Here is an 11,617-nt window from a genome sequence, read left to right as displayed (position 1 = left end):
GCGCGGGCAGAGGGCCTGAAAACCCAAGCCACCGTCAGTATTGGCCTTGCGGCACCAGACTGCCACGACCTCGCCGGGATGCTTGCAAGCGCCGATGGCGCGCTGTACCGCGCGAAAGCCCTTGGGCGGAATCGCGTTGAGGCCGCACGTCCAGATGAATTGCTGCACCACCCCCCAAGCCGATCCCTTGCATCATCAGTTGTGGGTAGTGGCGAGGGGCGCGCCCTGATTCGATGTAGCGCTTTTGGACGCGAGCGCCTTGAACGGAGTCGTAACAAAGGTCCTCGACACCATATCACTTAACTTGTTGAATCTTAACGGCGGCGTTATGCACAGTGATCCCTTCAACCTTTGTGCGGTCTTGGTCCATCCCGGCTTTGCGAAGCTAGCCGTCATGCGGGTCGCTGATCGCGTTCACTGACCTGATCGGCCGATGGCTTCGGGAGCTCACTATGTACAAGCCGCGAGATTGAAAAAGATCGAAAATGGGCAACTCTCGAAGATCAGGCCAAGTTTCCCGCATCCGATCAGTTGCCGTGGCTCAAATTTTGAATGTAACAGACGGCCTCCAGCCTGAAATCTCTCAGAACCCACCCTATGCGACAAGAAAAAATAACTTTCGCATGGATGGATAAGATGAGTGTACGACCTGCTTTCGACGGAACCCTAAAAATCTGCGTAGCTGGCCCTGGGGCGATCGGGACCACTCTCGCCGCCTTGCTGGGTGCGGGAGGCCAACAGGTAACCGTAATAGCACGAGGGGATAGTTTGAAGGCGATTTCATCGTCCGGTGTCACGCTGCGCCAACCCCAAGGAGAGATAAGGGCGGACGTTCTCGCCAGCGACGGAAACGACATTGGTATTCACGACGTCTTGCTCCTCTGCTCGAAGGCCCAGGATCTCGAGTCACTTGCGATCACTTCGAGGAAAGCCATAGGTCCCTACACTCTGATCCTCCCTCTCGTAAACGGCATCCCTTGGTGGTACTTCCACGGCATATCGGGACGGTTCGCAGGAAGAACCGTCCGATCAGTCGATCCCGAAGGCGCTCTGGCAAGCCTCATGCCGCCACAACAAACGGTCGGAGTAATTGCCTCCTTTACCGCCGAGCGCGTGGGGCTTGGTAAGGCTGTGGCACTCAATCCGATCAGAATGGTGCTGGGCGAAATCGACGACATCGAACGTGGCCGAACGCATTCGCTGGTAGAGACCTTTAACCGCTGTGGTATCGCGACACGCCTGAGCTCAAGGATCCGGGACCCGTTGTGGACGAAGGTCACCGCCAATTTGATGTCTAACCCCCTTTCGGTGGTGGCCGGAGCACCATTGAAACATGTGTGCGGCCGTGAAGATCTGTCTATGATTTCTCGCAAACTGATTGATGAAACAATGCTTGTCGCCGCTTCCTTTGGTGCGCGCCTCGAAGCAGACCCAGAGGGCTTGTTGAAATTTGGAGCCGGAATGGGAGATGCCAAAACATCAATGTTGCAGGACTACGAGAGCGGCAGGCAACTGGAACTCGCGGCGATCTGTGAAGCGGTACTCGAACTCGCGTCGATGCAAAATATCGACATGCCCTTGACCAGGTATATTTCCAGCCTTGCACGGTACAGGAGTGAAGCTGCCCGCTCCATAGCATCATGATTAAAGCGCCCTATGGTCCTTTAACGGGACCTTAATCCATCGAGTGCTTTGATATCTCAAGCGCGAAATGTAATTTGTACGCGCGTCGTTGCCCACTTTGCCCACGGCAGAATTTGTTTTTGCTCACTGGATGGCAGAAACCTTTTGGTTGCTCCGTCCTTAATTGGGAGCCTAGCCACAGGTGACTGGGTCATTAGTCGACGACTCGTTTCTAGCGCAGAAATAAATTGTTCGTCGCATCGCGCCGCGTTGCGTTCGAAATTCTGAGCCCAGCCGGCTGGTCAGCCGTGCTCTTTATTGAAGTGGCCTACTTGCAGAAGCGCGATGATGTCGTCCCTAGCTATTGGGCGCGACATCAAAAACCCTTGGATGTTATCGCAGCCCAACGACTTCAGTGCATCTCTCTGCTCCTGGGTTTCGACCCCTTCAGCCGTTGTCTGTAGCCCCTGCGCCCGAGCGAGGTTGATGATCGCTCCGACGATCGCGCTGTTTTGGCCTTCTCCCATCCCAGCGATAAACGACTTGTCGATCTTGAGCCTATCGACACTCACATTCTGGATCCTCGAAAACGAAGAGTATCCGGTTCCAAAATCGTCGATTGCAAACCTTACGCCGGCCGCTCTCAGCATCGTGACGTTCCGCTCGGTCTCCTCACCACTGATGGCCAAGCTCTCTGTGATCTCGATTTCCAATCGGGCCGGTTCGATCCCCCATTTGGCCAGCGTGGTAAGAACGCGCAGCGGGTAGCCAGCTGAAGCGAGTTCGGACGTTGAAGCATTCACGGCGACACTTATGGAAGGCAACCGGGCGATCAGGCTGCACGCGTCCTCCAGAACGTGAGCTCCAATCCTGTTAATGACGCCGATCTCTTCCGCGAGCGGGATGAACATATCGGGACCAATAGGGCCTAGCTCCGGGTGTTTCCACCGCGCCAAAGCCTCGAGCGAGCACGGGCCCGCGCTGTCAGCATAGTAGACCGGTTGGTAGACAACCTCGATCTGCGTCCCCGTCGCCAAGGCCTCGCGGAGGTCATGTTCCAGTTTTCGGCGGGTGCGCAGAAGTTCGTCCATGTGATTGCCAAACACTGCGTATGCATTCCGTCCCGCAGCTTTTGCGTGATAGAGAGCGATATCCGCCTGTCTCGTCAGTTCGACAGCGTCTGCATTCGCACCTGATGCAATCGCCACACCGACGCTCGCACCAATGGCACCATATGCCCCGTCAATCTCAAAAGGCTCGCGCAGGCCCACGACAATCTTGTCAGCAATGGCGACGACGTCGTCCGGGTTCATCCTTTCAACCAAGACCGTGAACTCATCACCCCCAATACGCCCAATGAGAGCGTCCGGAAGAATGTCCCGCATCCGCGCAGCAACTAAGGCGATGAGTTTGTCCCCCGTTGGATGTCCATAGGTATCGTTGACACCCTTGAACCGGTCGAGGTCAATTAAAAGCACACTGAATAAGTCCTCAGGCAATGCCTCCCTTAGCCGTGCCGCGAGCTCACTGTTGAAATGAGCCCTGTTAGCCAGACCCGTCAGACTGTCGCGCAGTGCCAGATGTTGAAGCTCCTGGCGATTGAAATTGAGCTTGACGGAGCGTCGCCAGATTGCATGCCCGGCCAAGCTTGCGGCGATGAATATGCCAATGATAGACAGTCCAACGACGGGAATCGTCGCGTGCAACACGTTCGTTCCCGGCTCGAATGGATGCCAATTTAAGTATCCTACCGTTTGTCCGGACCTCGAGGTGAGAGCGATATGGGAGTGGTGCTGGTCGCGGGGCATCTCAGTCGTGAACTGCATCTCGGCGAATTGGTATTCATCACCTATTTCGGCCGGAAAATCTTGATCTAGAAACCGTACCGCCACATGCTGGTTCTCTTCTCCCGCCTGCTGCTCGATCTCGCCCGTGTCAGACATAATCGGTTTGACACTGACCACAGCCGGTCGTCTCCCTACATAGGTCAGATCACTCTCACCGATTGAAAGAACCGTGTCCGAGATGCCTTCCTGGTCTCCAGCGACAAGGCGTTCACGCAGCCGTTTTGCAAGTGGACTATAAGCCAGACGAAGGTCCTCAGGTGACACTCCGCTGGATGATTTTGCAAGAAACTGGTAAATCGGCAGTCCATCTGGCGATAAAACGACAGCGGCATCATGGCCGAAGTAGGTGTTCATCCAACGGCCGAGGTTCACGTCAAGCCAATCGTGATCATCGTCCTTGGTTTTGATGACCGCGTCATCCCACACGGTGGCGCTCTCTTGATCATGAGCAACGGAAGATTGAATTTTGGCTACGATCAGGGTGGCGAGACCCTTCTGCCGCTCCGCGGCAACCTCGTCGGTTTTGGCTGCAGCCCAGTAAAGGGTGCTAAGTAGCATCGCTCCAACCAGAGCCGCCACGCTTGCCGGAATTAGCCATTTCACGAACCACTGTGACTGCTTAATCATGCGCCATCTGCCTTTTCATTGGACGGAACCTAGACCATCTGGGTTAAGCCTCAAGGAAAGGATACGGTTAAGTTTTGGTTGTTATCCTTATCAACTAACCCAAGAGTCTTGACCTGCAATCAGCGTCGAGACCTCGGCTCGTCCGCGGAAGACGATCTCAAAAGGCGAGAGGTTTCTGCCGTTTGTTGATTACAGGATAATTCGCCGATCAAGAGCGAACCGTTGGCAGGCGGCACCACTTCAAACTGGGAATGACGGGTCTTGGGGGCGTCTTGGCCGTCTTGAATGACTGAAATGAAGGCGCAAAGCAGTGGCAATACACGCCTTCGCCTTGATGAGAATCGAACCCTCACTCGACGAGTTGTGGGAGCATTGACTTCATTAGCTTTGATTTGCCGGCCGTTGCTATTCCCCACTGACACCCCACCGCGGCGGTGCGCCGATATGGGCCTTGAGTGCTTCCGTAAACGCCCTGACCTTGGCGGACGGCACCTGGAGGGCACGCAGGAGATAGATGCCTGACGATCGCTCGTTCCATCGCTCGCCACGGAGTTTCAGCCGGATGAGATCACCTGCCTGGGTGGAGGGGCCCGAAACCCAGCTTGGCAAAAAGGCCACTCCCATTCCGGAGATCGCGGCGCTGTTTAACGCCTCGAAATCATCGGACCGGAAAGCCACTTGCTTGCAGGCCTCGCCGGCGGAGCTTCCGAGAATGTCAGACCATCCGAGCAGATCATTGCCATGGAGCTTGTCGAGAAGGCGATGATGGATGAGCGCATTCTCGTCTTCCGGCTCGCCATGCTGCTCGACATAACCAGGGCTCGCCACAAGAATGCGGTCAAGCGGAGCAAGCTTCGTGGCAATCAGGGAGCTGTCCGCAAGCGCCCCCATCCTCACCACTAGGTCGAGCCGTTCGGCCACGGGATCGGCCAGCCGCTCGGTAAGATCCAGCTCGACATGCAGACCCGGATATTCCTGCGCTAGCGATGCGATAACAGGAATAACATAGCGCTTTCCGAAAGTCGGGAAACAAGCGATCCGCAGCGTGCCGCTGACCGCACTATCGAAGGCGGCAACCTCGGCATGTGTATCGGCCAGATCGTTGAGCAGGCGCTGGGCGCGCTCATAGAGATGACGGCCCGCGTCCGTCAATGACAACGCTCGCGTCGAGCGAACAAGGAGAGCAACGCCCAGGTCTTGCTCGAGCGCATCAATCTGTCGAACGACAGCCGAGGGTGTGACAGCCCTACGCCGAGAGGCAGCTGAGAAGCTCCCAGTGCGGACGACATCGACGTAGACCGCGAGATGTTCAGCGAACCGTGGGTCTCTCATCTTTGCCTACAGCGCAAAACCGTTTCGACCATTCAGTTTGTTATCATCTGCGGGCATCCGAAGCATTTTCCTTCTCGTCAACGGGCGGTCGCCCAACAAACAGAAGGAACACTCCAATGGTCAAGGTCCTAGATACAATTCTCTCCCAGTCCGCCTATTCCGCAGAGATCGACGTTCCGCTCGAAAAGATCGACATTGCCGACTGGCTCTTTACCCTGCCGGAAGCCGAATACCTGCGCTGCTGCCCGCCTGATCACATTGCAGCCGGCGTCACATGGACCGACGACGGTCGTCGCATGTCGATCAATGTTGAGCAGATCGGCTCGGGCCTCGTTGTGCAGCATTATGTGGCCGAGGTCGCCGAGCCTGCCTACTGCCGCATGAACTCGATCTCGGACGTCTTCACTGACAAGGGGCGCACCCAGGTCAACGTCGTCTGGGAATTGATGGCCGAGAAGATCGACGATGGCAGGACCCGCTATACCAACAAAGTTACCGCCCATCCGACGGATGTGTTCATGGCTTTCCTCAGCGAGCACAGCATCAAATTCGAAGATGCCGCAGCAGCCCGCCAGGCAGCGGGCGGTGACCACAATAGCCGTGAGACACCTCTCTTCGCTGCAAGCATCGCCCGCCGGGCACTGTCCAAGTAAGGAGATCTTCGAATGAAAGCGATCGTCTTCGACGACTTCGGAAGCGCGGATGTCCTGCGACTTGCCGATGTCCCAATACCCGAAGTGCGCCCTGACGACCTTTTGGTGAAGGTTATGGCGGCCGGTGTCAATCGCGCCGACCTTCTTCAACGTGAAGGCGTCTATGGCGCTCAGACTTACGGCGACAGTGACATCCTCGGCCTCGAGGTCGCCGGAGAAGTGACAGCCGTCGGAAACGAAGTAACCGGCTTTGCCGTCGGCGACCGTGTCATGGGGATTGTCGGTGGCGGGGCCTATGCTCAGTACGCCCGTGTCGATGGCGGAATGGCGACAGCCATCCCTACCAGCTTGTCCTTCATGGAGGCTGCCGCAGTCATGGAAAGCTTCGTCACGGGCTGGGAGGCGCTTGCCCATCTCGGACAAATCGCAAAAAGCGAGACCGTTCTCATCCATGCTGCTGCAGGCGGTATCGGATCAGCAGCCGTCCAGCTCGCGAAAGCGGCAGGAGTAACCGTGCTGGCCACCGCTTCGGCAGGCAACATCGAAAACGTGTTTTCGCTGGGCGCCGATGCTGTTTTTGATTACAGGCGAATGGATTTCGAGGCGGAAGTTGTTGATGCGACGGCGTCTCGCGGGGTCGCTCTGATCATCGACTTTGTCGGCGGGTCCTGCCTCGCCCGCAACATTCGTAGTCTTGCTCCCGGTGGTCGGCTTGTCCAAGTGGGCCTGTTGGGGCGGGATGACAACGCCAAGATTCCGCTCGGGACTGTTCTTCACAATCACTTGCAATTGCTTGGCACGGTCATGAAATCCAGATCGCGCTCAGAAAAAAGAGCAATGATCTGCCGGTTCAGGGACGATGTGCTGCCAATGATGGGCAAAGAACTTCAGCCCGTTGTCGGGGCACTGTATCCGCTCTCAGCGACATCGGATGCCCATCGCCGGATGGAGGCCGGCGGAGTGTTCGGCAAGATCGTTCTTGGCAATTTTCATGGGTGATGCCGGATACGTGAGCTCTTGGACTGAGTGGAACTCGCGAACTGTACCGCGATAATTCAAAAGATTGACCGGCGGTGAGTTTTGCCCAGCAGACTTTTGCAGGAGGAAAGATGGCGGAGTGGTGGACAGAGCCGCTGTGAACGGCCCTATCCCTGCAGCGCTGAATTTATAACGTCCAGTCTCCGTCGATTGTCAGGCTCGATCCGGTCATGAAGGACGTGTCGGGACCCGTGAGATAGGACACCATTCCCGCAATTTCCCGGGGGTCGGCAACGCGCTTCAAGGGGCTGCGGTTAGACAACATCTCAATGGCACCGGCATTCATGTCCGTGTCCGTTGGACCAGGTTGGATGTTGTTGACGGTGATGCGCCGCGGAGCCAGATCAAGGGCCAAGCCTTTCACCATCGCTGCGACGGCAGCCTTGGAGAACTGGTAGACGCTTGCTCCCGCCATTCCAGTCCGTTCCGCCGTGTTCAAGCCGATCTTTATGACCCGGCCGCCATCCTTCATGTGCGGCACTGCGGACTGGATGGACAAGAAAACGCCGCGGATGTTGATGTCGATCATCAGATCGAGTTCTTCGAGACTGACCGCATCCACTGCGTTGAGCCGCTAAATCCCTGCGTTGACAACGACGGCGTCGATTGGCCCGAAGATGTCGACAGTTTTTGCCACCGCGCCACGAATGGCGTCAGCGTCTGCGCTGTCGGCCTGGACAGCTACGGCGCGGCGCCCGCTCTTCTCGATCTCGCTGACGAGCGCCTGTGCGCTGTCTGGTCGCGAAACATATGTGAAGGCGACATCGTAACCGTCTTTTGCCAGTCTCTCGACCGAGGCGGCGCCGATGCCACGGGCACCTCCAAATACGAGGGCGGTTTTGCGTTCTTCGATCGTCATGGGAGTCTCCTTTTATTGACAGATCAGTCCATAATTGAGCAAATGAAAAGCCTCGTTGTCGCAGAGGCCTGGTTATGGCTTTAGACGCTTCGTTGCAAAGCGTGCCATCGCCTTCAGATGTGGAGCTTTTGCGCCGCCACGCGCAGCCACTTGCAGGCCGGTCATTGTCATCTGAATAAACGCAGCAGTCTCTTCAGCGTCGAGAACAGGATTGATTTCCCCCGAACGCTGGCCCTCCAACACTCTCTCCGAAATGCGTTGACCTAGTGCCGCACTGGCAGTGGCGCGGCGCGTATTGAGATCCGGATCGGTCACGCCAAACTCGCCGACTGATCCAACCCCCATGCATCCCAGCACACGCTCACAATCGTCTTCCGACACAAGACCGGAAAGCAGGTCTTCGATGCCTTTTATAGGCGATGTCGGGCCGCTCAACCTCATGACATGTCCAGTGTTTGTCCGCTGCTGATAGGTATCCAGCGCTTCAAGATAAAGAGTACGTTTGTCGCCAAAGGCGCCGTAGAGGCTTTGTCTGCCAATGCCCATCGCCACACGCAGATCATCGGTAGAGGTCGCGGCAAATCCCTTTGCCCAGAACACCTTCAGTGCTTTCTCCAACGCTGCGTCTCGGTCGAATTCTCTCGGTCTTGCCATGCAGCCGATCTATTAATTATGGACTGATATGTCAATAATTCAAATCCTACCGCCCGGAGATGTACCGAAAGCAGCTACAATACGTCGGGGTGTCGATGAGAGTGCGAGCTTCCTGACTATCGCGAAGCGCCTAGCCGCCAGAGCTCCGTTTTCTGATCTCACATTCCGAATTTTCAACGATCTACTTGATCCCGGATTGACATCGAACATATTCGTGGATATTTTATATCCACGATTAGGAGGTATATCATGAAACTGAGCGAAGGCATCGAGCAGGCGATTCACTGCACCGCATTCCTGGCGGGATTGTCCGAAGACGGCGTCCTTTCGGCGGCAGCACTGGCCGAACTCCACGGCGTTTCGACGAGCTACCTCTTGAAGCATCTGCAGGCGCTGTCTGGCGCCGGGATCGTCGCGACGACGCCGGGACCGAGGGGCGGCTACCGGCTGGCCAAGGCGCCGAAGGACATCAGCCTTCTCGACATCGTCCTTGCGGTCGAAGGACCGGCACCCGCCTTCCGCTGTGCCGAGATCCGCCAGCGGGGGCCGAACCCTCTGCCGCAGCGCTACTTCACCAAGCCCTGCCAGATCAACGCCGCGATGCTGAAGGCCGAGAAGGCTTATCGCGCAGAACTCGCCAAGGTGTCCGTCGCGGACCTTCTGGCGAATCTAGGCGCAGACGACGACGGCGGTATCGCCGCACGAGGATGCGCCTTCCTCGAACTCCACGAACGCAAGACGGGCAATCGCGCCTCGTCATAGGAGAAAGCAACATGAGCAAGTTGAAGAAGGTCGTCGTCATCGGCGGCACGGGCCTGATCGGCTCGAAAGCAGTGAAGCTGCTGCAGGATGCCGGCCACGAGGCCGTCGTCGCAAGCTCCCGCAACGGGATCAATGCCTATACGGGCGAAGGACTGGCCGAAGCCCTTGCGGGCGCCGACGCCGTCATCGACGTATCGAACATGATGTCCTTCGACAGGGACGTGATCACCGATTTTTTCGCCACATCGAGCCGCAACCTGATGGGCGCCGAACGGGCAGCGGGCGTGCGCCATCACGTCGTCCTGTCGATAGTCAATGCCGATCAGCTCGCGGCCAATCCTTACATGGCAGGTAAGCTGGCGCAGGAGGAGGCCGTCGCTACCTCGGGCCAGGCCTTCACGATCGTTCGGGCGACACAATTCCATGAATTCACGGAGACGCTGGTGGACGCGTACTCGGCCGACGGCGCGGTGACAGTGCCGGATATCGACTTCCAACCGATCGCGGCCGACGACGTCGCCGCTGCTTTGGTAGAAGCCGCGCTCAGCGAGCCGAAGAACGGCACCGTCGACCTCGCCGGACCTGAACGGGCACCCTTCAGATCCTTCGTCAGTACGTATCTCGATGCCAAAGGCGATAACCGCCCCGTGAACGCCGACGCCACCGTCGACTACTTCGGCGCGCCGGTCATGGCAGGCTCGCTGGTTCCCGGCGGAGACTCCATCAAGGGCCGGATCACGATCGCCGAGTGGCTCAGAGTTTAAGCAAGAGAGAAAGACCATGAAAATCATCCTCTATGCGGCTACGGCACTCGCGGCTTCCCTGGCCACCGCTTCCGCTCATGACGTCGCAGAATCGGGGCTCGTGTACGATACGAGGGACGCCAAGGTGACGCTTGTCTATGAGCATCCGCTTCCCAGCGTTCCCGGCAAGAGCGTGAAGGGCGTCCTCGTCGAGTACGGCCCCGGCGGCTACAGCTCTGCCCATACGCATGCAAAGTCCGCGCTTATCTACGCCACGGTTCTCGAAGGCGCGATCCAGAGCGCCGTAAACGGCGGCGAGACGAAGATCTTTACCGCCGGTCAGAACTTCACTGAACTGCCGGGAGACCGCCACGACGTCAGCGCCAACGCCAGCAAGACCGAGCCGGCGAAGCTGCTCGCCGTCTTCGTCGTCGATACCGATGACACCGCCCTGACGACGCCGCGCAAGCCGTAGCGCTACCTACCAGACCTACACCCTCCCCTACTGCACAAGTAACGACGGTTTCTCCGGCGAACGGAGAACCGTATCCACGAGAAAGGAAAACAATATGTCCCGCATGAACTGGTGCGAAGTCGCCCCCGAGGGTGCAAAGGCGCTCTTCGGCGTCCATCACTACGTCACCAAGAAAACGAACCTGCCTGAAGAGCTGGTTCATCTCGTCTTCCTGCGCGTGTCGCAGATCAACGGCTGCGCCCATTGCATCGACATGCATAGTCGCGATCTGCGCAAGACGATGTCCACCGATAAGATCATGCTTGTTCCGGTCTGGGACGAGGTGCCTCACCTGTTCAGCGAGCAGGAACGGGCCGCTCTCGCCTGGGCCGAGGAGGTGACCAACGTCAGCCAGACCCACGCGTCTGACGAGGCTTATGCCGCAGCCGCAGCCGCTTTCGAACCAAAAGACCTTGTCGACCTGACGATTACGATCGCCGCGATGAACGCCTTCAACCGTCTCGGAGCGCCGTTTCGTCTTCCGGTGGCGGCCAAGGCCTGATCAGCGTCAGGTCATCGCGCGAGTAACACCCTGCCGATCCGTTCAGGTCGACAGGGTGTTCCGAATGACAATGGCAATCGCAGTATCCGTGTCGCCATCTCCCAGAGATGGAAGGCATTATCCGCATCGATCACGTCAGTAGGTTTCTGACGGTGAGCCGCTGTTTACCATTGCCTGATACAGACTGACCATAATGTAGCCGGTCATCGACTGCCCAAAGGCCTCGCCTGGCGAAATCGCAAAGCGCTAGGCTGCCGATATGCCTCAGCCTCGACGATCACCTACTGACAAGCCGGTTAAATGCTCAGAAAGCAGCCAGAGCCGTTCAGCAGCCTGTGGATCCATGGCCCACGGGGCCACACCTCTGGTTCCATCCGTCTCTGTCTGCGGCAGGGCGACTTCGCAATCTTCGCAGTAGACACCGCCGATACCGTCGAGTTCGGGCCGCGTTGCTGCCCAGACG

10 protein-coding genes and 3 pseudogenes are annotated in these 11,617 nt (G+C 57.6%); 8 read left to right on the top strand and 5 right to left on the bottom strand.

The features are described 5' to 3' along the window. Together ASF69_RS23625 and ASF69_RS14890 are read left to right on the top strand one after the other, a co-directional pair. Positions 1-303 (top strand): annotated as a pseudogene (locus ASF69_RS23625) (hypothetical protein); the annotation flags it as partial. 294 nt (positions 304-597) lie between these two features. Then, the gene (locus ASF69_RS14890; RefSeq protein WP_062588810.1) at positions 598-1,644 is read left to right on the top strand and encodes a 2-dehydropantoate 2-reductase; all 1,047 of its coding nucleotides are present in this window, start codon (positions 598-600) and stop codon (positions 1,642-1,644) included. Between the two features lie 281 nt (positions 1,645-1,925). Here the strand turns inward: ASF69_RS14890 and ASF69_RS14885 are convergent, their stop codons facing one another. Further along, positions 1,926-4,097 carry an EAL domain-containing protein gene (locus ASF69_RS14885; protein ID WP_062588809.1) on the bottom strand — a complete coding sequence of 724 codons (2,172 nt, stop codon included), beginning with the start codon at positions 4,095-4,097 and terminating at the stop codon, positions 1,926-1,928. 405 nt (positions 4,098-4,502) lie between these two features. After that, entirely contained in the window at positions 4,503-5,429 is a 927-nt protein-coding gene (locus ASF69_RS14880; RefSeq protein WP_062588808.1) for a LysR family transcriptional regulator, read from the bottom strand. 116 nt (positions 5,430-5,545) lie between these two features. Here ASF69_RS14880 and ASF69_RS14875 point away from each other — a divergent pair, with 116 nt between their 5' ends. Next, complete coding sequence (locus ASF69_RS14875; protein WP_062588807.1) at positions 5,546-6,082, top strand: hypothetical protein; 537 nt, start codon at positions 5,546-5,548, stop codon at positions 6,080-6,082. Between the two features lie 12 nt (positions 6,083-6,094). Continuing rightward, a complete protein-coding gene (locus ASF69_RS14870) occupies positions 6,095-7,081 on the top strand; it encodes an NAD(P)H-quinone oxidoreductase (protein WP_062588805.1) in 987 nt (328 codons plus the stop codon). A 166-nt stretch (positions 7,082-7,247) separates the two neighbouring features. Here ASF69_RS14870 and ASF69_RS14865 read toward each other — a convergent pair. Both ASF69_RS14865 and ASF69_RS14860 read right to left on the bottom strand, forming a co-directional pair. Beyond that, positions 7,248-7,979: pseudogene (locus ASF69_RS14865) on the bottom strand (SDR family oxidoreductase). Between the two features lie 72 nt (positions 7,980-8,051). Further along, a complete protein-coding gene (locus tag ASF69_RS14860) occupies positions 8,052-8,633 on the bottom strand; it encodes a TetR/AcrR family transcriptional regulator (protein ID WP_062588803.1) in 582 nt (193 codons plus the stop codon). A gap of 249 nt (positions 8,634-8,882) precedes the next feature. On the opposite strand from ASF69_RS14860, the gene ASF69_RS14855 reads away from it, so the two are divergent. From ASF69_RS14855 to ASF69_RS14840, 4 genes are all read left to right on the top strand, one after another. Then, the gene (locus ASF69_RS14855; RefSeq protein WP_062588801.1) at positions 8,883-9,395 is read left to right on the top strand and encodes an Rrf2 family transcriptional regulator; all 513 of its coding nucleotides are present in this window, start codon (positions 8,883-8,885) and stop codon (positions 9,393-9,395) included. Between the two features lie 11 nt (positions 9,396-9,406). Beyond that, a complete protein-coding gene (locus ASF69_RS14850; RefSeq protein ID WP_062588799.1) occupies positions 9,407-10,159 on the top strand; it encodes an NAD(P)H-binding protein in 753 nt (250 codons plus the stop codon). 16 nt (positions 10,160-10,175) lie between these two features. Next, the gene (locus ASF69_RS14845) at positions 10,176-10,613 is read left to right on the top strand and encodes a cupin domain-containing protein (RefSeq protein WP_062588798.1); all 438 of its coding nucleotides are present in this window, start codon (positions 10,176-10,178) and stop codon (positions 10,611-10,613) included. A gap of 94 nt (positions 10,614-10,707) precedes the next feature. Further along, entirely contained in the window at positions 10,708-11,154 is a 447-nt protein-coding gene (locus ASF69_RS14840; RefSeq protein WP_062588797.1) for a carboxymuconolactone decarboxylase family protein, read from the top strand. Positions 11,155-11,418: 264 nt separating this feature from the next. Here the strand turns inward: ASF69_RS14840 and ASF69_RS23450 are convergent. Next, positions 11,419-11,617: pseudogene (locus tag ASF69_RS23450) on the bottom strand (oxidoreductase); the annotation flags it as partial.

It is taken from the genome of Rhizobium sp. Leaf311, assembly GCF_001423445.1.
In the GTDB taxonomy this organism is placed as follows: domain Bacteria; phylum Pseudomonadota; class Alphaproteobacteria; order Rhizobiales; family Rhizobiaceae; genus Agrobacterium.
Note: the sequence above shows the minus strand (reverse complement) of the source record. Positions and strands in the feature narration are given on the sequence as shown.

What these genes read in the sequence shown, in the direction of transcription:
- ASF69_RS14890 (WP_062588810.1), top strand. Translation starts at nt 598, where the DNA reads ATGCGACAAGAAAAAATAACTTTCGCATGGATGGATAAGATGAGTGTA.
- ASF69_RS14850 (WP_062588799.1), top strand. Translation starts at nt 9,407, where the DNA reads ATGAGCAAGTTGAAGAAGGTCGTCGTCATCGGCGGCACGGGCCTGATC.
- ASF69_RS14855 (WP_062588801.1), top strand. Translation starts at nt 8,883, where the DNA reads ATGAAACTGAGCGAAGGCATCGAGCAGGCGATTCACTGCACCGCATTC.
- ASF69_RS14875 (WP_062588807.1), top strand. Translation starts at nt 5,546, where the DNA reads ATGGTCAAGGTCCTAGATACAATTCTCTCCCAGTCCGCCTATTCCGCA.
- ASF69_RS14845 (WP_062588798.1), top strand. Translation starts at nt 10,176, where the DNA reads ATGAAAATCATCCTCTATGCGGCTACGGCACTCGCGGCTTCCCTGGCC.
- ASF69_RS14885 (WP_062588809.1), bottom strand. Translation starts at nt 4,097, where the DNA reads ATGATTAAGCAGTCACAGTGGTTCGTGAAATGGCTAATTCCGGCAAGC.
- ASF69_RS14840 (WP_062588797.1), top strand. Translation starts at nt 10,708, where the DNA reads ATGTCCCGCATGAACTGGTGCGAAGTCGCCCCCGAGGGTGCAAAGGCG.
- ASF69_RS14880 (WP_062588808.1), bottom strand. Translation starts at nt 5,429, where the DNA reads ATGAGAGACCCACGGTTCGCTGAACATCTCGCGGTCTACGTCGATGTC.
- ASF69_RS14860 (WP_062588803.1), bottom strand. Translation starts at nt 8,633, where the DNA reads ATGGCAAGACCGAGAGAATTCGACCGAGACGCAGCGTTGGAGAAAGCA.
- ASF69_RS14870 (WP_062588805.1), top strand. Translation starts at nt 6,095, where the DNA reads ATGAAAGCGATCGTCTTCGACGACTTCGGAAGCGCGGATGTCCTGCGA.